General features: G+C 68.4%; 27 protein-coding genes. 19 read left to right on the top strand and 8 right to left on the bottom strand.

Annotation, left to right across the window (positions count from 1 at the left end):
• Positions 1-95: 95 nt before the first annotated feature.
• A complete protein-coding gene (locus tag OG555_RS27070; protein ID WP_329475361.1) occupies positions 96-1406 on the bottom strand; it encodes a YibE/F family protein in 1311 nt (436 codons plus the stop codon).
• A gap of 52 nt (positions 1407-1458) precedes the next feature.
• On the opposite strand from OG555_RS27070, the gene OG555_RS27065 reads away from it, so the two are divergent.
• From OG555_RS27065 to OG555_RS27035, 7 genes are all read left to right on the top strand, one after another.
• The gene (locus OG555_RS27065) at positions 1459-2409 is read left to right on the top strand and encodes a metal ABC transporter substrate-binding protein (RefSeq protein ID WP_329475360.1); all 951 of its coding nucleotides are present in this window, start codon (positions 1459-1461) and stop codon (positions 2407-2409) included.
• A complete protein-coding gene (locus tag OG555_RS27060) occupies positions 2406-3164 on the top strand; it encodes a metal ABC transporter ATP-binding protein (RefSeq protein ID WP_329475359.1) in 759 nt (252 codons plus the stop codon). Before OG555_RS27065 ends, OG555_RS27060 begins: the two co-directional genes overlap by 4 nt.
• Positions 3164-4168 (top strand): metal ABC transporter permease, encoded by a 1005-nt coding sequence (locus OG555_RS27055; RefSeq protein ID WP_329484878.1) that lies wholly within the window; start codon positions 3164-3166, stop codon positions 4166-4168. The genes OG555_RS27060 and OG555_RS27055 overlap by 1 nt, the downstream gene beginning before the upstream one ends.
• Positions 4169-4213: 45 nt before the next feature.
• The gene (locus OG555_RS27050) at positions 4214-4609 is read left to right on the top strand and encodes a Fur family transcriptional regulator (RefSeq protein WP_329475358.1); all 396 of its coding nucleotides are present in this window, start codon (positions 4214-4216) and stop codon (positions 4607-4609) included.
• Positions 4610-4669: 60 nt separating this feature from the next.
• Positions 4670-5107 carry a MerR family transcriptional regulator gene (locus tag OG555_RS27045; protein ID WP_329475357.1) on the top strand — a complete coding sequence of 146 codons (438 nt, stop codon included), beginning with the start codon at positions 4670-4672 and terminating at the stop codon, positions 5105-5107.
• Between the two features lie 77 nt (positions 5108-5184).
• Positions 5185-6159 carry an aldo/keto reductase gene (locus OG555_RS27040; RefSeq protein ID WP_329475356.1) on the top strand — a complete coding sequence of 325 codons (975 nt, stop codon included), beginning with the start codon at positions 5185-5187 and terminating at the stop codon, positions 6157-6159.
• 85 nt (positions 6160-6244) lie between these two features.
• Positions 6245-6757, top strand: a complete 513-nt coding sequence (locus OG555_RS27035) for a GNAT family N-acetyltransferase (RefSeq protein WP_329475355.1) — start codon at positions 6245-6247, stop codon at positions 6755-6757.
• Here the strand turns inward: OG555_RS27035 and OG555_RS27030 are convergent.
• Positions 6721-7815 carry an S-(hydroxymethyl)mycothiol dehydrogenase gene (locus OG555_RS27030; RefSeq protein WP_329475354.1) on the bottom strand — a complete coding sequence of 365 codons (1095 nt, stop codon included), beginning with the start codon at positions 7813-7815 and terminating at the stop codon, positions 6721-6723. The two genes, OG555_RS27035 and OG555_RS27030, sit on opposite strands and share 37 nt — an antisense overlap.
• A 238-nt stretch (positions 7816-8053) precedes the next feature.
• On the opposite strand from OG555_RS27030, the gene OG555_RS27025 reads away from it, so the two are divergent.
• The 4 genes from OG555_RS27025 to OG555_RS27010 are packed head-to-tail and all read left to right on the top strand — an operon-like array spanning position 8054 to position 11731.
• On the top strand, positions 8054-8944 hold the full coding sequence (locus OG555_RS27025) for an ABC transporter ATP-binding protein (RefSeq protein ID WP_329475353.1): 891 nt from the start codon (positions 8054-8056) through the stop codon (positions 8942-8944).
• On the top strand, positions 8944-9762 hold the full coding sequence (locus tag OG555_RS27020; RefSeq protein WP_329475352.1) for an ABC transporter permease: 819 nt from the start codon (positions 8944-8946) through the stop codon (positions 9760-9762). Before OG555_RS27025 ends, OG555_RS27020 begins: the two co-directional genes overlap by 1 nt.
• Positions 9762-11090, top strand: a complete 1329-nt coding sequence (locus tag OG555_RS27015; RefSeq protein WP_329475351.1) for a sensor histidine kinase — start codon at positions 9762-9764, stop codon at positions 11088-11090. Before OG555_RS27020 ends, OG555_RS27015 begins: the two co-directional genes overlap by 1 nt.
• Entirely contained in the window at positions 11087-11731 is a 645-nt protein-coding gene (locus tag OG555_RS27010) for a response regulator transcription factor (RefSeq protein ID WP_328522291.1), read from the top strand. The genes OG555_RS27015 and OG555_RS27010 overlap by 4 nt, the downstream gene beginning before the upstream one ends.
• On the opposite strand, the gene OG555_RS27005 is transcribed toward OG555_RS27010, so the two are convergent.
• Positions 11725-12558 (bottom strand): isoprenyl transferase, encoded by an 834-nt coding sequence (locus OG555_RS27005; RefSeq protein ID WP_329475350.1) that lies wholly within the window; start codon positions 12556-12558, stop codon positions 11725-11727. The two genes, OG555_RS27010 and OG555_RS27005, sit on opposite strands and share 7 nt — an antisense overlap.
• A 435-nt stretch (positions 12559-12993) precedes the next feature.
• Here OG555_RS27005 and OG555_RS27000 point away from each other — a divergent pair, with 435 nt between their 5' ends.
• The 5 genes from OG555_RS27000 (at position 12994) to OG555_RS26980 (ending at position 15922) form a co-directional block, all read left to right on the top strand.
• On the top strand, positions 12994-13305 hold the full coding sequence (locus OG555_RS27000) for a hypothetical protein (protein WP_329475349.1): 312 nt from the start codon (positions 12994-12996) through the stop codon (positions 13303-13305).
• Between the two features lie 302 nt (positions 13306-13607).
• Complete coding sequence (locus OG555_RS26995) at positions 13608-14294, top strand: hypothetical protein (protein ID WP_329475348.1); 687 nt, start codon at positions 13608-13610, stop codon at positions 14292-14294.
• A 74-nt stretch (positions 14295-14368) separates the two neighbouring features.
• Positions 14369-14788: a hypothetical protein gene (locus OG555_RS26990; RefSeq protein WP_329475347.1), complete on the top strand. Its 420-nt coding sequence runs from the start codon at positions 14369-14371 to the stop codon at positions 14786-14788.
• Entirely contained in the window at positions 14785-15606 is an 822-nt protein-coding gene (locus OG555_RS26985; protein ID WP_329475346.1) for a PIN domain-containing protein, read from the top strand. Before OG555_RS26990 ends, OG555_RS26985 begins: the two co-directional genes overlap by 4 nt.
• The gene (locus OG555_RS26980) at positions 15590-15922 is read left to right on the top strand and encodes a hypothetical protein (protein WP_329475345.1); all 333 of its coding nucleotides are present in this window, start codon (positions 15590-15592) and stop codon (positions 15920-15922) included. The genes OG555_RS26985 and OG555_RS26980 overlap by 17 nt, the downstream gene beginning before the upstream one ends.
• Before the next feature lie 237 nt (positions 15923-16159).
• Here the strand turns inward: OG555_RS26980 and OG555_RS26975 are convergent, their stop codons facing one another.
• The 4 genes from OG555_RS26975 to OG555_RS26960 are packed head-to-tail and all read right to left on the bottom strand — an operon-like array spanning position 16160 to position 19882.
• A complete protein-coding gene (locus OG555_RS26975) occupies positions 16160-17248 on the bottom strand; it encodes an IS630 family transposase (protein WP_329474876.1) in 1089 nt (362 codons plus the stop codon).
• A gap of 57 nt (positions 17249-17305) precedes the next feature.
• Entirely contained in the window at positions 17306-18055 is a 750-nt protein-coding gene (recO, locus tag OG555_RS26970) for a DNA repair protein RecO (protein WP_329475344.1), read from the bottom strand.
• Positions 18036-18896 carry an NAD(P)H-binding protein gene (locus OG555_RS26965; protein WP_329475343.1) on the bottom strand — a complete coding sequence of 287 codons (861 nt, stop codon included), beginning with the start codon at positions 18894-18896 and terminating at the stop codon, positions 18036-18038. The genes recO and OG555_RS26965 overlap by 20 nt, the downstream gene beginning before the upstream one ends.
• Positions 18893-19882 (bottom strand): aldo/keto reductase, encoded by a 990-nt coding sequence (locus OG555_RS26960; RefSeq protein ID WP_329475342.1) that lies wholly within the window; start codon positions 19880-19882, stop codon positions 18893-18895. The genes OG555_RS26965 and OG555_RS26960 overlap by 4 nt, the downstream gene beginning before the upstream one ends.
• A gap of 168 nt (positions 19883-20050) precedes the next feature.
• On the opposite strand from OG555_RS26960, the gene OG555_RS26955 reads away from it, so the two are divergent.
• From OG555_RS26955 to OG555_RS26945, 3 genes are read left to right on the top strand one after another with little or no spacing between them, the layout of a single operon-like run.
• The gene (locus OG555_RS26955; RefSeq protein ID WP_329475341.1) at positions 20051-23140 is read left to right on the top strand and encodes an FtsX-like permease family protein; all 3090 of its coding nucleotides are present in this window, start codon (positions 20051-20053) and stop codon (positions 23138-23140) included.
• On the top strand, positions 23137-24000 hold the full coding sequence (locus tag OG555_RS26950; RefSeq protein WP_329475340.1) for an ABC transporter ATP-binding protein: 864 nt from the start codon (positions 23137-23139) through the stop codon (positions 23998-24000). The genes OG555_RS26955 and OG555_RS26950 overlap by 4 nt, the downstream gene beginning before the upstream one ends.
• Positions 23997-24659, top strand: coding sequence for an ABC transporter ATP-binding protein (locus OG555_RS26945; protein ID WP_329475339.1), 663 nt, complete (start codon positions 23997-23999; stop codon positions 24657-24659). Before OG555_RS26950 ends, OG555_RS26945 begins: the two co-directional genes overlap by 4 nt.
• On the opposite strand, the gene OG555_RS26940 is transcribed toward OG555_RS26945, so the two are convergent.
• Positions 24618-24923 carry an SAV_915 family protein gene (locus OG555_RS26940; RefSeq protein WP_329475338.1) on the bottom strand — a complete coding sequence of 102 codons (306 nt, stop codon included), beginning with the start codon at positions 24921-24923 and terminating at the stop codon, positions 24618-24620. The genes OG555_RS26945 and OG555_RS26940 overlap by 42 nt on opposite strands.
• Positions 24924-24927 lie beyond the last annotated feature (4 nt).

Raw genomic sequence — 24927 nt, 5'->3', positions numbered from 1 at the left:
CCCGTACAGCCACCGAAGGTAGTCGTGAGCGGACCCTCTGTGACCTAGCAGAACTGTAGGAGCCCGAGGCCCTGGGCGGAAGGGGTGATTTTCAGTTAGCCCGCGTGGATGTGTTCCGGCTCCGCGGTGACCAAGTCGCGCGAGCGGTCCGCGACCGCCATCGCCGCCAGCGCGGTGGTCAGCGGGACGGCCGCGATGATGCCGAGGCTGCCGACGAGGCCGCGCACCACTTCCATCGCGACCAGTTCGGTCGAGACGACGTATCGGCCGGGCAAGCCCTGGATGGCGAAGACGAGCAGGATCGGCATCGCGGCACCGGCATACGCGAGGACGAGGGTGTTGACCACCGAGGCCACATGGGTGCGGCCGATGCGCAAGCCCGCGCCGACCAGCTCACGCCGGTTCGCGGCCGGGTTCGCTGCGGACAACTCCCAGACCGCGGCCGCCTGCGTGACTGTGACGTCGTCGAGCACCCCCAACGCACCGATCACCATCCCGGCGACCAACAGTCCGGTCAGGTCGATATCGGGCGCGAACTGCTGGGCGGCCGACGCTCCCTCGGACGCCCACCCACTCAACTGGCAGAGCTTGGTGAAGAACCAGCCCAGGACCACGGTCAGCCCCAGCGCAGCGATCGTTCCGGACAGCGCTATCGAACTCTCCGCAGTGATCCCGTGCGTGAGGAACAGCGCTATCGCCATGATCACCGTGCCACCGACGACCGCGACCACCAGCGCGTTCGAGCCCTTGAGGATCGCCGGCATGATGAATTGCGTCAGCATCACCGCGGTCACCGCCAGCGCGATCAACGCCGCGAAACCACGCCAGCGCGACAGCGCCACGACCGCGATCGCGAAGATCACCGTCAGCAGCAACAACGGCTTGGTCCGGTCGTGGTCGACGTAGTTGTACCGGTCGGCGAGCGTCGTCGCGCCGGTGTTCACCCCGAGCATGAGCGGCTGCCCGACCTTGATCGGGATCGGGGCCTGGCCGGCCTTCGGGACCTGGACCGGCACGAGCTTGCCCTTGTCCGGCCCGCTGCTCAGCTTGACCGTCGCCTGGTCGCACTGATCCTTCGGGTTCGGGCACGCCTTGAGCGCGGTGACCTCGCCGCGGGCGGTGTCGGTCTGGTACGACGTGACCTTGACGCCACCACCCGGCCACATCACGATCATCGCCACCACGGCGGCCGTGAGCAGCGGGATCAGTACGGCGGCGACCACGATCCGGACCCGCCGGGCGACGATCGCGTCCGAGTCCACCACCGAGGTGTCGACCACGTGGTCGCCGTGCCCGTGCCCATGCCCGTGACCATGCCCGTGACCATGGCCGGCGGGAATGTCGAGCTTACGGCGGCGGTTGCTCCGGTGGTCGGCGCGCCGGCGCCCGACAGTACGGCTGGCCATCGGTCAACTCCCTGTTTTGACAATGACTTCCACTTAAATGAAAATGATTGTCATGAGATCTAGTACTCGTGCTGTCGTCGCCGGCGCCACCGCCCTGGCGGCCCTCACCCTGGTGGGGTGTGGTGGCTCGACCGCCAGCGGCTCCGGCGACGGCAAGCTCGACGTCGTGACCTCGTTCTACCCGCTCGAGTTCATCGCCCGCTCAGTGGGGGGCGACGCGGTGCACGTCACCACCCTGACCGCGCCGGGTGTCGAGCCGCACGACCTGGAACTCACCCCCAAACAGGTCGGCCACGTCGCCACCGCGAACCTGGTCGTCTACGAGAAGGGCCTGCAACCGGCCGTCGACGAGGCGATCGACCAGAACGCCAAGGACGCCGGCTTCGATGTCGCCCCGGCCGCCAAGCTGGAGGCCACCGGCGCCGACTTCGAGGAGCATCAGGAGCCCGGCGGCGCGGCACCGGCCGCGCACACCGAGGACGCGCTCGACCCGCACTTCTGGCTCGACCCGGTCCGGTACGCCGATGTCGTCAACGCGGTCACCGAGAAGCTGGTCGCCACCGACAGGGCGAACGCCGAGGGCTACCACGCCCGGGCCAAGACGCTGCTGGCCGAGATCGGCAAGCTCGACAGCGATTTCAAGACCGGCCTGGCCGACTGCCGGCTCAAGACCTTCGTGACGAGTCATCAGGCCTTCGCCTACCTCGCGAAGCGATACGGTCTGACGATGGTCGGCATCGCCGGGTTCACCCCGGACGCCGAGCCGACCCCGGCCCGGATCAAGGAGGTCCAGGACATCGTGAAGGCACAACAGGTGACCACGATCTTCTACGAGGAACTGGTCAGCCCGAAGGTGGCCGAGACGATCGCCCGGGACGTCGGCGTGCACACCGCCGTACTGAGTCCGATCGAGGGCCTGTCGGACGCGAACTCGCAGGAAACCTACCTGACCCTGATGCGGCAGAATCTCCAGGAGCTCGAGAAGGCGAACAGCTGCGCGTGACACCTCCAGAAACCTCCGCGAAGGCCGTTCAGGTCGCCGATCTCTCGGTCGACCTGGGCGGTCGTCTCGTGCTCCGGGGCGTCGACCTGCAGATCCGCCAGGGCGAGGTGGTCGCGGTCCTCGGCACCAACGGCTCCGGCAAGTCCACGCTGATCCGGACCATCGTCGGTCTGCTCCCGGCTGCTCGTGGAGAGGTCCGCCTCTTCGGTACGCCGGTCCCCCGCTTCCGGCAATGGCGTCGGGTCGGGTACGTCCCGCAGCGGATCACCGCGGCCGGCGGCGTACCGGCGACCGTCTACGAGGTGGTGTCGTCCGGACTGCTGTCGAAGCGGCGGATGTTCACCCCACTCGGCTCGGCCGGCAAGGAGGCGATCGACGCGGCGCTGGAGATCGTCGACATGGCCGACCGGCGCAAGGACGCCGTGGCCGAGCTGTCCGGCGGGCAGCAGCAACGGGTCCTGATCGCGCGGGCGCTGGTGTCCGACCCGGAGCTGCTGATCCTCGACGAGCCGACCGCCGGGGTGGATCTGGCCAGCCAGCAGATCTTCGCCGACGCGATCCGGGAGCGGGTCACCCGCGGCACCACCGTGGTGATGGTCAGCCACGACCTCGGCCCGATGGACGCGCTGATCGACCGCTCGGTCGTCCTGCGCCGGGGCCGGATCGTGTACGACGGCCCGCCGCACGCCTCCCAGACCCACGCCCACGTCCACCACTCCCACAGTGATGACGACTCAGGGTGGCTGACGTCCTGATGACCATGTTCCAACTGGAGTTCATGCAGCGGGCGTTGATTGCCGGGCTGCTGACTGGTCTGTCTGCCCCTGCCATCGGCACCTATCTGGTCCAGCGGCGGCTGTCGTTGATGGGTGATGGCATCGGCCACATCGCGATCACCGGTGTCGCCCTCGGTCTGCTGACCGGCACGGCGCCGGTGTTCACTGCGGTCCTCGTGGCGATCGCCGGTGCGACCGCGATCGAGCTGGTCCGCGCCCGTGGCAAGGCCAGCGGCGACGTGGCGCTCGCACTGCTCTTCTACGGCGGTATCGCGGGCGGTGTGCTCCTTATCGGGCTTGCCGGCCAAGGCGCCGCCACCCTGAACACCTACCTGTTCGGTTCACTGACCACTGTGTCCCCCAGCGACCTGTACGTCGTCGTCGGGCTGGCCGTGACCGTCCTGGTGGTGGCGATCGGACTGGGACCGCAGTTGTTCGCGGTGTGCCAGGACGAGGAGTTCGCCCGCACTACCGGACTCCGGGTCCAACTACTCAACCTGGTGATCGCGGTGATGGCTGCCGTGACGGTGACCGTGGCGATGCGGACGGTGGGCCTGCTGCTGGTCAGCGCGCTCATGGTGGTCCCGGTGGCGACCGCACAGCAGCTGACCCGGTCCTTCCGCAGTACGTTCGTGACCGCGTGTGGGATCGGTGTCGTGGTGTGCCTGGCCGGCATCATCACGTCGTACAACGCGAACGTGGCTCCGGGCGCGACCATCGTCGTACTGGCGCTGGCGTGCTTCGTGGTCGCCGCGGCGGTGGGCACGCTGCTCCGGCGACGGTCCGGCCGGGCCCGCCCGCTCGCGGACGAGGAGCCGGAGGTCGGCGTACCGGCTCCGGAGCCGCATGTGGTGAGCTCTGGTCACCCGCACGCGCACAACCCGGCCTGCGGCCACAAGAAGGTCGAGCACGGCGATCATCTCGACTACGTCCACGACGGTCACCTGCACGCGGCCCACGACGATCACTGGGACGAGCACTGACTTGCTGACTTCTGAGAGAATCGGTGTGACTTGAGGACAGGAGGAATGGTGGCCATCGGAACACGCTCGACCCGTCAGCGCGCGGCGGTCGCGCTCGCGCTCGACAACCTCGACGAATTCCGGACCGCGCAGGAGATCCACCAGGAGCTCCGGTCCGCGGGTGAGGCCGTCGGCCTGACCACTGTCTACCGGACCCTGCAGGCGCTCGCGGATTCGCGCGAGGTCGACGTCCTGCGCACCACGGACGGCGAGACGGCGTACCGGCGCTGCTCGAAGGGTCACCACCACCACCTGGTCTGCCGCAACTGCGGCCGCACGGTCGAGGTCGAAGGCCCGGCGGTCGAGCGCTGGGCCGACAAGGTCGCGGCCGAGCACGGGTACGCCGACGTCAGCCACACGCTGGAGATCTTCGGGACCTGCGCGGACTGCCAGCAGCCCTAGCGACCTGTGACGCAGGTCACCTTTGCCTTTGAGCGCACTCGAAGGCCTACGGTTGACGACATGAACACCACGGAGTTGCTCGACCAGCCGGTCGACCGGCACTTGCTGGGGCTGCTCGAGCTCCCCGACGACCTCCCCGAGCACCTCTCGATCGCCGAGGCCGCCGCGATCACCGGGCTCACCGCCCACACCCTGCGGTACTACGAACGGATCGGACTGGTCCAGGTCGGTCGCGACGACGCCGGCTACCGCAGCTACGACCGGCACGCGATGGGCCGGATCGTGTTCGTCACCCGGCTCCGGGCGTCCGACATGCCGATCGGCACGATCAGTCACTACCTGGACCTGGTCGAGCAAGGCGATCACACCGCGCCGCAGCGGCTCGCTCTGATGGAAGAGCACCGGGCCGGCATCCAGCGCCGGATGCGTGATCTGCAGGCGGCGCTCGCGGTGACCGAGTACAAGATCACCGTGTACGGCGGAAACGCCACTCCGTAATCCGTTCATCGCTCAGCCGAGGAGCCCTTGCGCGGTCCGCCGGCGGGCAGAGCCATGCCAACTTCTGGGAGATTCTGATGAAACTGGGTAGCAACGGCGCCGAGGTCAGCCGCCTCGGACTGGGCTGTATGGGAATGAGCTTCGCCTACGGCACGACCGACGACACCGAGTCGATCGCGACGCTGCACCGGGCGCTCGACCTCGGCATCACCTTCCTCGACACCGCCGACATGTACGGGTACGGCGCCAACGAGGAACTGGTCGGCCGGGCGATCGCCGATCGCCGGGACGAGGTGTTCCTGGCGACCAAGTTCGGCATCGTCATGGATCCGCGGGACGCCACGAAGCGCGGTGTGAACGGGGCACCCGGCTACGTCCGGTCGTCGATCGACGCTTCGCTGCGGCGGCTCGGCCTCGACCACGTCGACCTGTACTACCAGCACCGCGCGGATCCCGACGTACCGGTCGAGGAGACGGTCGGGGCGATGGCGGAACTGGTGGAGGCCGGGAAGGTCCGGTATCTCGGGTTGTCAGAGGCGTCGGCGGACACCATCCGGCGCGCGCACGCCGTACACCCGATCACGGCGGTGCAGAGCGAGTGGTCGCTGTTCAGCCGGGACATCGAGGAGTCGGTACTGCCGACCTGCCGTGAGCTCGGCATCGGGATCGTGCCGTACTCCCCGCTCGGTCGCGGCATGCTGACCGGCGCGGCGCCGAAGAACCTCGCCGCCGACGACTTCCGGCGTACTCTGCCGCGCTTCAACGACGAGAACCTCGAGGCGAATCTCGCGCTGGTCGACGAGATCCGCGCCGTCGCCTCCCGGTACGACGCGACGCCCGGGCAGGTCGCCCTGGCCTGGGTGCTTGCTCAGGGCAACGACGTGGCGCCGATCCCGGGAACGAAGCGACGCAAGTACCTCGAGGAGAACGCAGCGGCGCTGGAGCTGCAACTGTCGGCGGACGACCTGGCCGCGCTCGCCAAGTTGACGCCGGCGGGCGCGCGCTACCCGGACATGACCTGGGTCGACCGGAGTACTGCCGCGCTGGACTGATAAACTGACCGCAGTAAGCCTTCCGTACCGGATCTCCTTCCGGCGGGAGGCTTTTCTGCGTTCTCAGATCCTTATGAGGAGACCTATGTTCGTACGACGAGCCGACGCGGGGGACCGTGTCGTCCTGGAGCGGTTCTGGCTGATGTTCCGGCACGACATGTCGGAGTTCCAGGGCCAACTGCCGCGGCCGGACGGCAGTTACCGGACCGAGTGGCTGGAGAAGGTGCTCACCGGGGACCCGAACTGGGCCGGGTACTTGTTCTACAGCGGCGAGAGTCCGGTCGGCTTCTGCTTCATGCGGGCGCTCTCGCAACCGGTGCGGGTGCTGAACGCGTTCTTCATGGTTCGACCGGTGCGGCGCAACGGACTAGGGCTGCGGGCGGTGCGCGAAGTCCTCGCACACCACCCCGGCCCGATTGACGTCGCATTCCAGGAGAACAACCCGAAGGCCGTCCGGTTCTGGCACCGGGTCGCCACCGAGGTCTCCGGCGACCTGTGGACGTCGGAACGCCGCCCGATCGCCGGGAAGCCCGACGCGACACCCGATGTCTGGATCTCCTTTCAGAACACCACGACCGAGCGCAGCACATCGCCGTGATGCATCTTGGTGAACGCGGCCTCCACGTCGTCGAGGCCGATCGTCTCGGAGACGAAGCGATCCAGCGGTAGCCGACCCTGGAGATGCAGGTCGATCAGCAGCGGGAAGTCCCGGGTCGGCAGGCAGTCGCCGTACCAGCTCGACTTCAGCGAACCGCCGCGGCCGAAGAAGTCGAGCAGCGGCATCTCCAATGTCATGTCCGGCGTCGGTACGCCGACCAGGACGACGGTGCCGGCCAGGTCACGGGCGTAGAACGCCTGCTTCCACGTCTCCGGACGGCCGACCGCGTCGATCACCACATCCGCACCGAACCCGCCGGTCAGCTCCTGGACCGCCGCGACGACTCCGTCGTGGTCGAGGCCCTTGGAGTTGATCGTGTGGGTGGCGCCGAGCTCCTGGGCCACCGTGAGCTTGCGGTCGTCGATGTCGATGGCAATCACTTTCGCCGCCCCGGCCAGGCGGGCTCCGACGACAGCCGCCGTGCCGACTCCGCCCGAGCCGATCACGGCGACGCTGTCACCGCGTCCGACGTTGCCGGTGTTGATGGCGGCACCGAGCCCGGCCATCACACCACAGCCGAGCAGGCCTGCGACCTCCGGCTTGGCGGCCGGGTCGACCTTGGTGCACTGGCCGGCCGCGACCAGGGTCTTGTCGGCGAAGGCGCCGATGCCGAGGGCCGGGCTCAGCTCGGTGCCGTCGGTCAGCGTCATCTTCTGCTTGGCGTTGTGGGTGTTGAAGCAGTACCAGGGACGGCCGCGCAGGCAGGCCCGGCAGTTGCCGCAGACGGCCCGCCAGTTCAGGACGACGAAGTCGCCCGGCTGAACGTCCGTGACGCCGTCGCCGACCGACTCCACGATGCCGGCCGCCTCGTGACCTAGCAGGAAGGGGAAATCGTCGTTGATGCCGCCCTCGCGATAGTGCAGGTCCGTGTGGCAGACGCCGCACGCCTGGATCTTCACCACCGCCTCCCCCGGACCGGGATCCGGGATCGTGATCTCCTCGATCGACACCGGTTGGCCTTTGCCCTTCGCCACCACACCACGCACCGTCTGAACCATTCCCCGACGCTATCCGCCACCGGGCGATCCCGTCATCCTTCGCGGGCGTGGCGGCGTGCGTAACGACAGGACGTAGTCGTGTGCGTACATGCCCGCGCCCGCATGAGCAACCACCGGCGACCCCTCGCCGAGCCGACTACCACCTATTCTTACGTACGCCTCTGTCCACCGGTCGGGGGACACCGAGTCCATCGGGCGGTGCTCCCGGGGGACGGTGCCGGAACGGGAAGGTTGAGGCATGCAGACAGACAACGCAGTGCGGGTGCGGGGCCTGGTGAAGCGATACCCCGACAAGGTCGCGGTCGACGGCGTCGAGCTGGACATCCATCGGGGTGAGGTGTTCGCCCTGCTCGGGCCGAACGGGGCCGGCAAGACGACGACCACGGAGATCCTGGAGGGGTATCGCCGGGCCGACGAGGGTGAGATCAGCGTGCTCGGCACCGACCCGGGGCACGGCGACCGGCAATGGCGCAGCCGGCTCGGGATCGTGCTGCAGACGTCGCGCGACGAGGCCGAGTCCACGGTGGCCGAGCTGGTCAACCACTACGCCGGCTACTATCCCAACCCGCGCGACCCGGACGAGGTGATCGCCTCGGTCGGGCTGGAGGAGAAGCGCAAGACCCGGCCGCGCAAGCTGTCCGGCGGACAACGCCGGCGGCTCGATGTGGCCCTCGGTGTGATCGGCAACCCGGAGCTGCTGTTCCTGGACGAACCGACGACCGGGTTCGACCCCGAGGCGCGGCGGCAGTTCTGGACGCTGATCGATGGCCTGCGGACGAGCGGTACGACGATCCTGCTGACCACCCACTACCTGGACGAGGCTGAGCATCTGGCCGACCGGGTCGGGGTGATCGCCGACGGCCGGATGCTCGAGATCGCAACACCGGAGACGCTCGGCGGACGCGGAGCCCGGACCGCGCGGGTCTCCTGGAGCGACGCCGACGGCCCGCACGAGCTGCGCACCGACCAGCCGACGGCCGAGGTCACCGCGCTGATGCAGCGCTTCGGCGGCGAAGTACCGGAGCTCGAAGTACGGCGCCCGAGCCTGGAAGACATCTACCTGGACCTGATCGGCAACGTCACCGCCGCCGACCCGGCCGCTGTTGCGATCGAAGCTGGAGCACTCTGATGGCCGACACGTCCGCCAAGCCGCTGCCGTCGACGCTGTCGATCGGCCTGGCCCGCACCAAGCTCGAGGTCCGCGAGTTCTTCCGGGAGCGGGAGGCGCTGATCTTCACCTTCTTCTTCCCGATCATCTTCCTCGGCATCTTCTCCGCCGTCTTCGGCAGCACCGACTTCAACGGCGTCAACGCCGCGACCTACTTCACGCCCGGGATGATCGCCTCCGGCATCTTCCTGAGCAGCTTCCAGTCGCTCGCGGTCAGCATCGCGCTGGAGCGCGACGACGGCCTGCTGAAGCGGCTGCGCGGTATGCCGATGCCCCCACAGTCCTACTTCGTCGGCAAGATCGGCCTGGTCCTGATCACCTCGATCGCGCAGATCGCGTTGCTGCTGACGATCTCCGGGGTGCTGCTCGGCGTCGACCTGCCGACCGACCCGGCCAAGTGGGCGAACTTCGTGTGGATCTTCGTTCTCGGTACCGCGTCGGGGTCGGCGCTGGGGATCGCGTTCAGCGTCGTACCGAGATCCGGCAAGGCGGCGTCCGCGGTCGTCGCTCCGGTGGTCCTGCTGCTGCAGTTCATGTCCGGCGTGTACTTCGTCTACAGCAGCCTGCCGCCCTGGATGCGCGGCGTCGCCTCGGCATTCCCGCTGAAGTGGCTGGCCCAGGGCATGCGGTCGGTGTTCCTGCCGGACGGGTTCGAGGTGAACGAGCCGGGTGGCTCGTGGCAGCTGGGCACCTGCGCGATCGTGCTCACAGTCTGGCTGATTGTGGGCCTGTTCGTCGCCCAGCGCGTCTTCCGCTGGACCCGGCGGGACGCGGGCTGATGAACGAGCTCTCCGGGACGACGCCGGCCGCATCGGCTCGGCGTCGTCCCGTGCCGGCCGCCTGGAGCGCGCCGCGAGCGTGGGTCCTGCTGTGGAGGAAGATGGTGGCCGTGGAGAGCTCTGGCAGTGGGGTCGACCAGCCCGTGTGGACGCGGACGCTGGTCGGCTGGCACATCGTGTTCTGGGTGCTGCTGGCGATGACGCTGGCGCTGTCCTTCTCCGGGGACCTGAACCCGACGCGGCAGGCGGGGTTCGTCGGGGCGGCGGTGGTGCTCGGGGCGGCGTACCAGTTCATCGGGATGCCCGCGATCCGGTCCCGCCGGGCGCTTCCGTCGTACGCCTATCGGCTGGTGCTGATCGCCTGCCTGGTGGTGCTGGTCGCGCTGCATCCGCAGTCGGTGTTCCTGATGTTCATCGCGTCGGCGCAGATCTGGCTGCTCTGCGAGGACGTGCGCGAGGGCGCGGCGCTCAGCCTGCTGCTAGTGGTCGGCGTCGGCGCGGCGCAGCTGTGGAACGTCGGATGGGGCTGGGGCGCGTTCTGGGACATCCTGCCGTGGATGCTGGTTAGCTTGGTCGTAAGCCTGCTGTTCGGGATCTGGATCGAGAAGGTGATCACGCAGAGCCAGCAACGGGCCGAGCTGATCGAGCAACTCGAGTCGGCCCGGGACGAGCTCAACGAAGCGCATCACAGCGCCGGTGTGATGGCCGAGCGGGAGCGAATGGCGCGGGAGATCCACGACACGCTCGCGCAGGGGATGACGAGCATCGTCATGCTGGCCCAGACCGCCGCGGTCGAACTGCAGCGCGGCGGGACCGACGGCGCCGCGGCCCGGCTGGCGGCGATCGAAGACACCGCCCGGGAGAACCTGGCCGAGGCCCGCGCGCTGGTTGCCGCGTTCACCCCGGTTGCGTTGTCGGAGGCAACATTGTCCGAGGTGCTGCGGCGGCAGGCCGAACGGTTCGCGGCCGAGACGGGCGTCGACGTACAGGTGTCGCTGGACCTACCGGACGAGGAGGTCGCCGCGCTGCCGCAGGCGCAGCAGGTGGTGTTGCTGCGATCCGCTCAGGAGGCGCTGGCAAATGTGCGCAAGCACGCCCGGGCGACGCAGGTACGGATCACGCTGGGGCTGTCGGACGGCGGGGTGTGGATCGAGATCCGGGACGACGGGTCCGGGTTCACGCCGGCCGCGGTGTCCGGTGGCTTCGGGCTGACCGCGATGCGCGGGCGGGTCGAGGAGTCGGGTGGTTCGGTGCAGGTGGAGAGCGCGCCGGGGCGGGGTACTCGCGTTCAGGTGCTGATACCGGCTACGGCGCAGGAGGATGCGTGATTCGGGTTCTGGTGGTCGACGATCATCCGGTGGTGCGGTCCGGGCTGATCGGCATGCTCGCGGTGACCGACGACATCGCGGTGGTCGGCGAGGCCGGTGACGGCGCGGAGGCTCTCGCGCTGGTCGAGTCGACGCGGCCTGACGTCGTACTGATGGATCTGCGGATGCCTGGGCGCGACGGGGTGTGGGCTACTGGTGGGATCGTGGCCCGGTACCCGTCGACGCGGGTGCTCGTGCTGACGACGTACGACACCGACACCGACATCCTGCACGCGGTCGAGGCGGGCGCGGCGGGGTATCTGCTGAAGGACACTCCGCACGCTGAGTTGTTGGATGGGATTCGCTCCGCGGCCCGTGGTGAGACCGTCCTCGCGCCGCCGGTCGCGGCGCGCCTGATGAACCGCCTGCGTACGCCGGCCGCGCCCGCCGCGGCCCAGCCGTCACCTCGCGAGCTCGAGGTCCTCGCGGCGGTGGCTCGCGGCCTCAGTAACGCGGAGATCGGCCGGGAGCTCTTCATCGGCGAGGCGACTGTGAAGACGCATCTCCAGCGGCTGTTCACGAAGCTGGATGTGGACGACCGCACCCGAGCCGTCACTGTTGCGATGGAGCGGGGCCTACTTCCGAATCCCCGCGCTCACTGAGACACCTCGTTGGGGATGGCGCCGCCGTACCGGCGATCGCGCTGGGCGTAGAGCTCGATCGCGCGCCACAGGTCACGACGGTCGAAGTCCGGCCAGAGTGTGTCGAGGAAGACCATCTCGGCGTACGCGAGCTGCCAGACCAGGAAGTTGCTGGTCCGCTGCTCACCGGAGGACCGGACGAACAGGTCCACCTCGGGGATGTCCGGCGCATAGAGATGCCGCGCGATCGTCTGCTCGGTGATCCGGTCCGGCTTGAGCTTGCCTGCGGCAACATCCCGCGCGATCGCCTTCATCGCGTCGGCGATCTCCGCGCGACCGCCGTAGTTCACGCAGAACTGCAAGGTGATCGTGTCGTTGTCCTTGGTCCGCTCCTGCGCGTACTCCAGCTCGTCGATCACGGTCTTCCACAACCGCGGCCGCCGCCCGGACCACACCACCCGGACCCCCATCGCGTCCAGCTCGTCCCGCCGACGGTGGATCACCTCGCGGTTGAACCCCATCAGGAACCGCACCTCTTCCGGCGACCGCGCCCAGTTCTCCGTCGAGAACGCGTACGCCGAGATGTACTTCACCCCGATCTCGATCCCACCTTTGATCACATCCAGCAGCGAAGCCTCCCCCGCCTTGTGCCCCTCGGTCCGGGGCAGCCCCCGCTGCTTGGCCCACCGCCCGTTCCCATCCATAACAATCGCCACATGCTTCGGGACAAGGTCCACCGGTATCCCCGGCGCACGAGCCCCCGACGGATGCGGCTCAGGCGCCACCACCGCCTTCTTCTCCCCCACCCGAGCGCTACCCCAACCCCGACGACGACCAATAGGCGACATACCCAAATCCTCCCGCACTCCCCGCCGAAGCCCCGCGCAGACCCCCGATGCAACTTCCTGCAACCTGTGGATAACTGCCCCGGACGAACACCCTCCGTATGACACTCTTACACCAACCGCACACAGATCGGAGCCCGAATGACCCGCCGACCGGCCCTCGGCCGCGCCACCGCAGCCCTCTGCGCCCTCCTAGCGCTGACGGCCTGCCAAGGCTCCCCCGAAGCCGGCCGCCCCAACACCACCCCCAAGACCCCTAGCCCAACCTCGACACCCACCAGCCCCTCCACTCCAACCTGGACCCCAGAAGAAGCAACCGCCATAACTGCCGCGAAAGCTCGCTACGTCGCAGCGAGAGCAGCTGTCGACAAGACCTTGTCGGCGCCGACCAAGGCCGATCGGACAGCATTGGAGAAGGCGGGTAACGGTGGCGCGTGGATGCTGACCGTCCTCGAGGACGTCACCAACTATCAGGACTACGGCTGGTATCAGACCGGACAGACGAAGATCACGGACACCGTTGTGACGTCGGTCAAGTTGAACCTCGAGCAGCCGGAGGTGCGGCTGACGAGTTGCGTCGACAGCTCGGCCATCGTCATCCGGTTCCAGAAGGACGGCAAGCCGGTTCCGCTTGGCCCCGGCAACGGCAGGCGGCACAAGGTCGCATCACAGCTGGTCTACGCGCCGGCGTCTGCCGGAGGGACCAAGATGTGGTGGCTGATGACGGACAAGGCGTCAGGCACATGCTGACACGGGGCCTGCGCGTCGTCATCGCGTTGCTCGGCGCGTTGACATTCATGACTCTTGCGCTGACAGCGAATGCCGATGAGAAGCGACCGCCCAAGCCCGGACCTGACTATGTCTGGGCATGCGTCGGGAGCGGTCCGTACTGCATGTGGGTTCTCAAGAGCTACGTGCACAAGCCGGGGACGACACAGCCTAAAGGCGGATCGAAACCCACGAGGGCAGGCAAACGGGTATGCCAGCACGGAGGTGCGGCACAGGCATGCACCTCGACCCTTGGCAACTGGTCGAACAGTCAGCAGTGCTACATGAAGCGCGAGGCGCCGCAACCGCCATTCAGCGATCCTCGGTGGAAAGGGCATACGGACGGATCCATCTGGGCTTGTCTGACAGAGCAGGGATACGACCAGGGGCAGCATCTGGTGACGAAGTGGGTCTGGCTGCCTGGGGAACCTGACATCGTCGTGATTGACCCGGTGACGCTGGCCTATCGGGCAGTGGCGTTGATGCAGCTCGCGCCGCCGTTGGTTAAGTCGGCGCCGGGGGTTGGGCAGGTCGGGCTCGTGAATATGCCGGTGTGGTTCTGGGTGGACAAGACGGAGAACACCTGGGGACCGATCGTGCGGAGTGCGAGTGTGCCGGGGTTGTCGGTGACGGCTACTGCTCATGTGAAGGCCGTCAACTGGTCAATGGGTGACGGGAACACCATCAGGTGTGAAGGGCCGGGTACGCCGTACACGCAGGCCAGGGGAGTTAAGGACTCGCCTGATTGTGGGCATCGGTACAAGAAGACGTCTCGGGAGTTGCCGAAGTGTGTGTATCCGGTGACGGCTACGGCGCAGTGGGACATTACGTGGCAGAGCACGTTGGGTGATACGGGGCAGATTTCTTTGACGCAGGAGGCAGGCACTCAGCTGCGGATCGGGGAGGCGGTGCCGGTTCTTGTGGATCCTGACGGGTCGGAGGTCGCGGCGCCGGCGAAAGTCGGGTGCTGAAGGTGTTGGTGTCGCAGCGCCGGGGGCGCGCAGCTTCGGGGGACGTGAGGGCGGCCTTGACTAGACTTCGGGATATGCCAGGACCTACGACCGACGCGCGGATCTACCTGCTGGATGCTGACGAGCGTCAGGTCTCGCCCGGTGGGCCTGCTGTCGTCGGGCCGGACGGCACGCTGGAGGAGATACCGCTCGCGGTGTATCGCGCGGTTCAGCATGTGCTCGAAGCCATGCGCGCCGGGCGGGGTGTCAAGATCGTTCCGTTACGGGCCGAGCTGCCGATCGACGAAGCGGCGGATGCGATCGCGATGGGGCGGGACGATCTGCGGAAGTATGTGGCCGAAGGCGCGGTTCCGTTCCGGTCGTCGGAGTACGTCGACTGGGTCCGGCTCGCCGACGTGATCGCCTGGGACAACCAGCGCCGGGAGGAGCGGAGTGCAGCCCTCGACGAACTGATGGGCGACGACTCCTCAGACGATGACGAGCAGCGGTTGTGACCGAGTCCCGCTCACCCAGCGCGACCCGCCCTGAGCGCGCCTTCCTCGACGCCAATGTGATCCGTGGGCAGCAGACCACCGACATCATCCTGTCGCTGGCGCACCGCGACGTCTTCGAGCCGCGCTGGACCCAGAACGTCATCGACGAGATGCGCCGGAACCGACCTCCGGAGCTGTCCGAAGCGGACATCGACCGACGCATCCGGACCATGAACAAGGCGTTTCCACGCGCGATGACGAGCGAGCCTCCGCAAGAACTGCAAGACCAGATGCGGGCCGACCCGAAGGACAAGCACGTCCTCGCAGGAGCCGTCCACAGCAACTCGGACGTGCTAGTGACTGACAACCTCAAGGACTTCGACCCGCCGTCCGCCGGTCCGAATGCCATGCGAGTCCAGAGCCTGAACCAGTTCCTCAGCCGCAAACTGGAAGAGGACCCGGAGCACGTCCAAGCAGCCCTCCAGGAGATGCTTCAGCGCTACAAGCGCGACCCGCGCACTATGTCCGCGCTGATCGACACGATGGCCGAGGGGCAGGAACTCCGGGGCTTCGCGCACAAGCTCAACACAATGGTGCCACCTGAGCAGCGCGGCACGTCCGAGGCGCTGACCGCCAACCAGCAGGGCTCGGCCAAGTCCGTCGCTTTGGACGGCGTAGCTGACGCCGGCGGCGGCTCTCAAACCACACCGAAGGCGACCGAATCCCAGAGTGCGCACACTCCCAAAGGCCCCAGCCGCGGCCAGGGGAGCGAGCGAGCTCTGATCCGCCATGGAAATCCTGCCGAGCCAGTCAGAAGTCTTCGTGCTCTCAGAGGATAGGGCCGAGCACGATCTCCCGCCCGCGGGCTTCGCGGCGATGAAGTTCGTCGAGGATGCGATGCGTCAGGGCTTCGCAGTTCAGATCACCGCGCTGCGGCACGAGTTGCCGATCGACGAGGCAGCCGGCGTGGTCGGGATGGGGGCGGACGAGCTACGCAGGTACGCCGCCCAGGACGCGATCCCGGTCCGGGCCAGTGAATACACCGACTGGGTACGGTTCACCGACGTACTCGCGCTGGACGAGCGCCTACGCGTCCAGCGCCGAGAGGCCCTCGACGCCATGCTGGCCGAGTCGGACTACGACGAACTGCCCTGACGGCTGTGGACAACCCGCTGGGCGGGTGGACTCGCGAGCATCGATGTGACGCCGGGAGAGCCTGCAGTCTTTCTATTGGGCGACGGAGAGGGGAAGGTTGTGCGTGGCAGGCCCGGGCTGGTCGACGCCACGGGAGGTCCCGGCACCCTGAACGCCCGCGTCAACGCCGCCCGCGAACAGCCCTCCAGGACATCTGAGGCTGGCTTCTTCCGTCAGGTTGTTAGGTCTAGTGCCTCGTCAAGCAACGTTGGGTAGGTAATCGGGGCGGCGGATCTTGGAGTCGATGGCGAAGTGTCGTTTGGGTTGGGCGTGCTTGTTGCGCCAGCGGACGTAGCCGGCGATCGCGGTTTCCTGGGCGGTGTGGCTGGGGTAGTCGCTGCCGTCGAGGGTGAAGTACCGCAGCGCGGTGAACTCGCACTCGATCCAGTTCAACCACGACGCGTTGCTCGGGGTGAACACCAACTCGACGTCGTTCAGACCGCACCAGTCGACGACCTCGGCCTTCTTGTGCGGCCCGTAGTTGTCACACACGACATACAGCTTCCCGGCCGGGAACCGGTCCCGGAGTTGCTTGAGGAACCCGAGGAACTCCCGCCACCGCTTGCGGTCGCGGAACCGGTAGAACATCTGCCCGGTGGCCAGGTCCAGCGCGGCGAACATGTGCCGCACCCCGCCGGTGCGGTTATAGGTGGCCCGCAGCCGCGCCGGACCAGTGGCGGGGAACCAGCCCCGGCCCGGCCTGGGCTGAAGGTTCAGCGGGCCGAACTCGTCGGCACAGATCACGTGCCCATCGGCTGGTGGATCGTCGTACAGGTTAAGAACGCGGGCCATCTTCTGGGCGAAGTCCGGGTCCTTGCTGGCCTTCCACGTCTTGGTCGCCTGCCACCTGATCCCCGCCGCACGGAGGATCTGGCGCACAGACTCCCCGCTGATGCTGATGTGCTTGTAGTCGGCCAGGTATTCGACCAGCTTCGACAGGCTCCACGTCGTGAACGGGAGCCCCAGTTGCTGCGGCGGGGTCTTCGCGACCCGGCAGACGGTCTCACGAACTGGGGGGCCGAACCTCTTCGGTCGGCCCCCGCTCCATTTTGGGTCCAACGCCGCGAACCCCTGCTCGTTGAACGCGTGGATCACCTCCCGCGCGTACTGCGGCTTCATCGCGAACATGCCCGCCGCCTCCACAGCACTCCGCCCTTGGGCCGACGCCAGCACGATCCCCGCCCGGCGAAGCCGAACCCGATCCCTCGTCGTCCGAGTGATCCGCACCAGACGCTGCGCCTCCTCAGGTTCCAGCGAGCGCACGAACACCTCAGGCTGTCGAGCCATCACCACCTCCGCCAGCAAGCCTCCAGACTCACCACCAGACCGGTCAACCCGACACGGCTACAACCCCAACGTTTCTTGACGAGGCACTAGGTGCGGAAGGGAGCGGAGTTGGTGGTCCTGGTGGTAGGTGAAGAAGGCGGCGGTGAGGCTGGTGGCTTCTCGGCGGGTTCGAGGGTCGGCTTGGAGGGCGGTGGGCCAGTCGCCGGTGAGGAGGGCGGCCAGGTGGGTGACGGTGGCCGGGGAGGGCATGGCTGAGGCTGGGGGGCGGCAGGAGGAGCAGACCATGCCGCCGGCAGCGGGGTTGAAGGCTCGGTGGGGGCCCGGTTCGCCGCAGCGGGCGCAGTCGCCGAAGGACGGGGCGTAGCCGGAGATCGCCAGGGAACGGAGCAGGAAGGAGTCGAGGACCAGGCCTGGTTCGCGTTCGCCGGTGGACAGGACGCGGAGGGCGCCGGCCAGTAGCAGGTGATGCTGGGTGGCGGGTTCCTTCTCCTCGACGACGAGGCGGTCGGCGGTCTCCAGGAGTACCGTGCCGGTGGTGTACCGCGCGTAGTCGCCGACGATCCCCTCGCCGTACGCCGCGATCGACTCGGCCTGGGTGACGACGTCGAGGGTGCGGCCGGTAGCGAGTTGCAGGTCGACGTGGCTGAACGGCTCGAGCCGCGCGCCGAACCGGGACGACGTACGGCGGACTCCCTTGGCGACCGCGCGGACCTTGCCGCGCCCGCGCGTCAGCAGCGTGGCGATCCGGTCCGCCTCACCCAGCTTCTGGGTGCGCAGCACGATCGCCTCATCCCGGTAGAGCGGCACGCGGCCAGTCTCTCACCCGCGACCGACATACTCCTCGAGGCTGATGGGCCGAGCACCCGTGATGTCCTCGACGGCCGTGGAGAGGTGACTGAGCTCGCCGCTCGCGATCGCGGCGTACGACGTGACCCACCCGGCGACCTCCCACGCCGGAGCGCCGAAGCACTCGCGGGAGCGGTACGCCTCGTCCAGCGTCTCGGGCTCGTAGCGGACCTTCCGCCCCCACGCCTCCGTGAGTACGGCGGCCGCCTCGGCGAGCGTGAACGCGGCCGGCCCGGTCAGGTCGTACGTCGCCCCGGAGTGCCCCGGAGTCCACCAGCACCCGGGCCGCTACTGCCGCCACGTCATCGCGCGCGACCGCGGCCGTCCGCCCGTCTCCGGCCGGACCGCGAATCACCCCGTCCTCGCCCGCGAACCCAGGCACGAAGTCGATATACAAGTTGTCCCGCAGGAACGTGAAGCCGACACCGGTCGACCGGATGTGCTGCTCCGTGTGCCAATGGTCCCGCGCGAACGTGAACGTCGCCCCTGGCGCCGCGCCGGCGAACGACGTGTAGACGATCCGCCTGACTCCCGCCGCCACCGCCGCGTCAACCGTTGCCTTGTGCAACGCGACCCGATCCGCCGATTCCGTTGCACTGAGCAACATCAACGTGTCGACCCCGTCGAGCGCGTTCAGCAGCGCGGCGTGCTCGCCGTACGCCGCCTGCGCCACCTCGGTGTCCGGCAACGACGGAGCCCGTCCGGGATCCCGGACGATCAGCCGCTGGCGTACGCCGGAATCCGCCAGCCGCCGCGCGATCCGGGACCCGAGGCCGCCGGTCGCAGCGGTGACGCCGATCACTTCCCCACCAGGTCCATTCCACCGTCGGTGTATCGCTGCCCGGACACCGCCTCCGCCGGGAACGCCTCGTCGAGCGCGGCCAGTTCGGACGCCGTCAGCGTGACGTCGACCGCACCGAGATTCTCGGCCAGGTACTTGCGCCGCTTCGTCCCCGGGATCGGCGCCACATCGTTGCCCTGAGCAAGCAGCCAGGCGAGCGCCAGCTGGCCGGGCGTGATCCCCTTGGCCGCCGCCAACTCCTGCACCTTGGCGACCAGGTCGAGGTTGCGCTGGAAGTTCTCGCCCTGGAACCGCGGCAGCCCGCGCCGCATGTCGTCCGGCTCGAAGTCCTCCGGCGACTTGAGCTGCCCGGTCAGGAACCCGCGCCCGAGCGGGCTGAACGGCACGAACCCGATCCCGAGCTCCCGAAGCGTCGGCAGTACGACGGTCTCCGGGTCGCGCGTCCACAGCGACCACTCACTCTGGACGGCGCTGATCGGGTGCACCGCGTGCGCGGCCCGGACCGTGTCACCGTTCACCTCGGACAGCCCCAGGTACCGCACCTTGCCGGCCTGGACCTGCGAAGCCATCGCACCGACCGTCTCCTCGATCGGCACCTGCGGGTCACGCCGGTGCAGGTACCACAGGTCGACGTGGTCCACGCCCAGCCGGCGCAACGATGCGTCCAAGGCCTGTACGGCGTACTCCGGCGAACCGTCGACCTGGTTCGCGAGGCCGAGGCCGGCCCCAGGCTTCTTGAAGCCGAACTTGGTGGCGAGTACCACCTCGTCGCGACGGCCGGCCAGGGCGCGGCCGACGAGTTCCTCGTTCTGGCCGGCGCCGTACACGTCGGCGGTGTCGAGGAAGGTGCAGCCCGCGTCGATCGCCGCGTGCAGGGTGGCGACGGACTCGGCCTCGTCCGAGGTCACGCCGTACGACTGGGACATCCCCATGCAGCCGAGGCCGAGGCAGGAAACGGTCAGATCGCCGAGTTGGGATTCACGCATGCCCCGAACCTACCGCCGTCACTCGATGCACCGGGCAACCCCCTCCCGCTCAGTCACCGTCCGTGATCCGGATTGCTGCCTAGACAACAACTCTGTGACATTTCGGCACGGTCCGGTACAGCCATCGGCCGGTTCCGTATCTTCGGGCGGGCGGGCGAGACGCTGGGGGTGGCTGAACAGATGTTCCTACGACGGGCGCTGCGGTACCGGTGGTCCCAGGCGCTGGTGCTGGCCGGTATCAGTCTGCTGATCGGGACCTGCGCTGTGTTCGGGCCCTGGTTCGCGCGCGCCGTCGAGCAGACCGTGATGACCGAGACCCTGACCGGGCAGCGCCTGTCGGCCGCGTGGCAGCTCGAGACGAGCCCGACCCGGAGTTCCGCCGGCACCCAGTCCCGACCCGAGGACCTCAGCAAGCTGGTACCGGCCGACCTCGCGCCTCTCTTCACCAAGCCCGTACTCGGCATTCACAGCGACGTCGTCTGGCGCGACGCGGACCCGTCGATCGTCAGCCGGCTGCTGTGGCGCGAGGGGTACTGCGACCAGATCGTCGTGGTCGCGGGCCGGTGCCCGCACGGACCGAACGAGGTGATCGCGTCGACGGTGGACCAGGCGACCTGGGGTGTCCAGCTCGGCGCGAGGGTCAACGCCGTACCGGACACGTACGCCGGTGGCGGCACGCTCACCGTGGTCGGGTTGTACCGCCCCAAGGACGTCGGCGCGGACTACTGGTTCGGCCGGCCGCCGATCGGTCATTCCAAGCCGCCGGGAGACAAGGCGCCGGGCGAGACCGACTATCTGCTGACCGACCGTACGACGTTCACACCCGACATCTGGAATCAGCACACGACGCTGGACACCCGGCCGGCCCCCGGGCTGGCGAGGCTCGACGACCTGGACCGGCTGGAGGCGGCATCGACTGCCGTGAAGAGCCAAGCCACCGAACTCGGCGCCGACAACACCTCCGGGCTGATCGGCGTGATCGACCGGATCCGCGACGAGCGTCAGCAGGCCGCGACGATCATCCCGCTCGTGATGGTCCAGGTCGCTCTGTTCGGACTGGTCGTCCTCGCCTTGGCCCTCGCCGTAGTGGTCGACCAGCGCCGGCCCGAGATCGCGGTCGCCCGCCTCCGCGGATCCACCGCACGCCGTACCAGCCGGTTGTTGTCGGTTGAGCTGGGCGTGCCGGTGCTGGCCGGAACGCTCGGGGGTGCACCGGTCGGCTTCGCGCTCCTGCTGATCGTCCGAGCGACCTGGCTGCACCGAGGCTCTCCCATCGAGCTGCCGTGGACGGTGCCCGTCGCGCTGCTGGCGGTTGCGGTGGTTGCTCTCGGCGTCGTGGTGCCTCAGGTCCGCGGCGTCGTACGGCAGCATATCTCCGCGCTGCTGCGGCGAGTGGCGCCACACCGGGGCGGCAGGACGCTCGGCATGGTGGACCTGGCGATCATCGTGCTCGCCGTCGCGGGACTCGTCTCGGCGCTGACCGGTTCGGGCCGAGGCCCGTTGCCCGTTCTCGCGCCCGCCCTCCTGGCGCTGGCAGTCGGGCTTACGTTCGCCCACCTACTCCTGCCGGTCGCGGGATTCATCAGCCGGCGAGCCTTGCGTCGGGGACGTCTGGGTCTGGCACTCGGAGCTTTGCAAGTCTCGCGCCGACCAGCTGTCACCCGCATCGTCGCGGCGGTCGCGGTAGCGGCCGGGCTGGTCGCCTTCGCCGGCCAGGCCGCGTCGGTCGGCGAACACAACCGGCAGTCCCGCGCCGGCTACGAGACCGGCGCCGAGGGTGTGCTGCGGGTGAACGCCGGTAGCCTCGGCGCCTTCACCCAGGCGATCAACCGGATCGACCCGGACCGGCAGTGGTTCACACCGGTCGTCGTGGCCCGTCCGCCGTCGCCCGACGCGCTGCAGACGATGATGATCGAACCGGACAGCTTCCGGCGGATCGCGTACCGCGGCGATCGGCTCACCGACGCCCAGGGATTCGGCAGGCTCGCGGCACCAAGCGTCCCGCCGATCGAGTTCCGCAGTACTCAGCTGACCATCACCGCCTCCCCCGGCCCGATGACGCCGGTGCGGGCGAAGACCACGAACGGCGAGGAGCCGGCGACTCAGCCGGCCGCGAAGTCCGTCCTCCTGGTGGCGAACCTCGTCAGCCTGCGCAATGGTGCACGCACCGACATCACCTTCCCGCGGCTGCCACTGATCCCCGGACGGCAGACCGAGCTACAGGCCAAGGTCGACTGCACGGACGGCTGCCAACTACTCCGGCTCGGCGTCACCCGCGACCTGAACGACCAGGCCGGGATCCGCGGCGACATCCAGCTCGGCAAACTGTCGAGCGACGATCACCCGTCGATCCCACTCGGCGACCCCGACGACTGGCAGCCCATCAAGCAACTCGAGTCAAGTCAGGACTCCATCAAAGCGGCCGGCGGCGGAGCACTCACCCTGGTGGTGACGAACCTGGGCGGCGACCAGTACCTGCAGTACGCGACCGTGCCACAGGTGACACCTGCGCTGGTGACGCCGGACTACCGGTACGACGCCTCCGCCACGAGCCCCGCGCTCGACGGCACCCCGATACCGCTGGCCAAGCTCGACCGGCTGGGCGGTCCGGTCAACCGTTTCCCGCTCCGCACCGCAGTCGTCGATCTGGAGACGGTACGGCGACTGGCCGGGACCGTGGACGAAGCGTCGACCGAGTTCGAGCTCTGGCTCGACGCCGACGGACTGGCGAAGGCCGACACGATCATCGACCAGCTCACCAAGGCTGGGTACGCGGCCGAGGTCGTGGACCGCAGGGCCGATCGGATCGCGTCGTACGGGCGATCGGCGAGTGCACTGGCGTTGCAACTGACACCAGTGGTCGGGATCGCGGGCTGGGCGCTGGCGATCGTCGTACTGCTGCTCACCGTGGTGACCTCGTGGCGGTCGCGGGCCCAGGACTACGCGAGCCTGCGGATCACCGGCGTACCGGCCAACACCACCGGTCGGGCGGCACGGTGGGAGCAGACCGGTCCGGTGGCGCTGGCGGTGCTACTGGGATCGGTGTGTGGTGTGGTCGGGGCACAGATCGCGTTGCCACTGATACCGCTGTTCGCTGACACCGGTGGGCCGATACCTCTGGAGCTCAGCACCAACTGGCCAGTCGCACTGCTGCTCTGGCTCGCAGGTACGGCGGTACTCGCGGCCGCGACCCTGTTGCTGGGTACCGGGGTCAACAGGCGAGCCGGGTTCGCCCGCATCCGCGAGGAGCTCACATGACGGTGTCATTGCCGCGCCTCCGGCGCGGCGGGCTGGCGATCAGTACGACGGGACTCGTGCATATCTACCGTGCACACGGGCACGACGTCGCCGCGTTGTCCGGCATCGGGATCACTGTGCGTCCAGGTGAACTGGTCGGGCTGCTCGGACCATCTGGTGCGGGAAAGTCGACGCTACTGCAGTTGTGTGGCGGTCTGCTGACTCCGAGCGCGGGCCGGTTGCAGATCGGTGAGCACAACGTGGCCACGATGACCGAGGCCGAGCTCGACCGGATGCGGGCCGGTGACGTCGGCATCGTGCTGCAAGGTGCCGGACGCAACCTCATCCCCTACCTGACGCCGGTGGACAACGTCCGCTACGCACAAGGAGCCGCATCGCGCGACCGCGACCTCCCACCACCGGAGTCCGTACTAGAGCTCGTGGGACTTCGAGAACACGCCACCTCGCCCCTGTCCTCGCTGACGCCGGGTCAGATCCAGCTGTGTGCGGTGGCCGTGGGCATTGCGACGTACCCAGGACTGTTGCTGGCCGACGAGCCGACCAGTCAGCTCGATCACCAGGCGCGCGACGAGATCCTCGCGGCGATCCGGACGATCAACGCGGAGACCGGGATGACGGTGCTGCTGATCACCCACGACCCCGAGGTGGCGGCGACGCTGCCGCGGACGATCACGATCCGGGACGGACGCATCGCCTCGGAAGGACGCTCGGGCGAGGAGTACGCCGTGGTCGCGACGGACGGGTCGTTGCCCCTGCCACCACACGTCGCCGAACTGCTGCCGGCCGGGACGCTCGTGCAGGTCACCACCGAAGACGGCGAGATCCGGCTCACCCCGGTGGACCAGGAGGGATCGCGATGATCGAGGTCGATCAGGTGACAGTCAGCTACGGCGAGCTCATCGCGGTGTCCGACGTGTCGTTCCGGGTCCCCCCGGGCTTCGTGCTCGCGATCAGCGGGCCGTCCGGCGCCGGCAAAAGTTCGTTGCTCTGGGCAATCGCCGGCGCGGTGCCGGTGAAATCCGGTCAGGTCGAGATCGACGGGCTGGTGATCACCGACCGACCGTCGGCCGCCGCGCACGGCGTCGTACTCATCCCCCAGGGCAACGGCCTGGCGCGCGTCCTGACCGCGCGGGAGAACCTGTCGATGCCGCTGCTCGCAGACCGCAGGCCGGCCGACGACGAGGCACTGGAGGAACTCGATCGCGCGATCGAGCAGGCACTCTCCCAGGTCGGCCTCGAGGAGAGCGGCGACCACCTGGTCGAGGAGCTGTCCGGTGGTGAACAGCAACGGGTCGCGGTCGCTCGCGGCATCGCCCAGCAGGGCCGGGTGATCCTGGCCGACGAGTCCACCAGCGAACTCGACAGCACCAACCGCGAGCGCGTCCTCGACCTGCTCCGGGCCGAGGCTGACCGGGGCGCCGCCGTCGTCATCGCCACCCACGACCCCAATGTCGCGGACAGCGCCGACGGTCACGCCTTAATGGACGAAGGCCGGCTGACCTGGGTACGGCGTCTTTGACGGACGGCTGCTGACATCGGGACCGACCAGGACCGGGTCGAGCTGGATCCTGGTGACGCCGAGCGGAGCGAGCGTCTCGCGCAAGGCGGCCTCGGTGAGGCGCATCCACTCCTGGCGCGGACCTGTTGCCGCCCGCAACTGCGCGAGAGTCGTGAACGCGATGCCGACCCGGCGACCATCGGGCAGGCGCCCGGTCTGCAGTGCCGCTGCGGCACCGGTCGAATGAACAGGGACAAACCAGTCAAGGCTATGTCGAGGCTTCACACTT

It is taken from the genome of Kribbella sp. NBC_01484 (assembly GCF_036227145.1).
Lineage (GTDB): Bacteria > Actinomycetota > Actinomycetes > Propionibacteriales > Kribbellaceae > Kribbella.
This window is presented reverse-complemented; position numbering and strand designations above follow the sequence as displayed.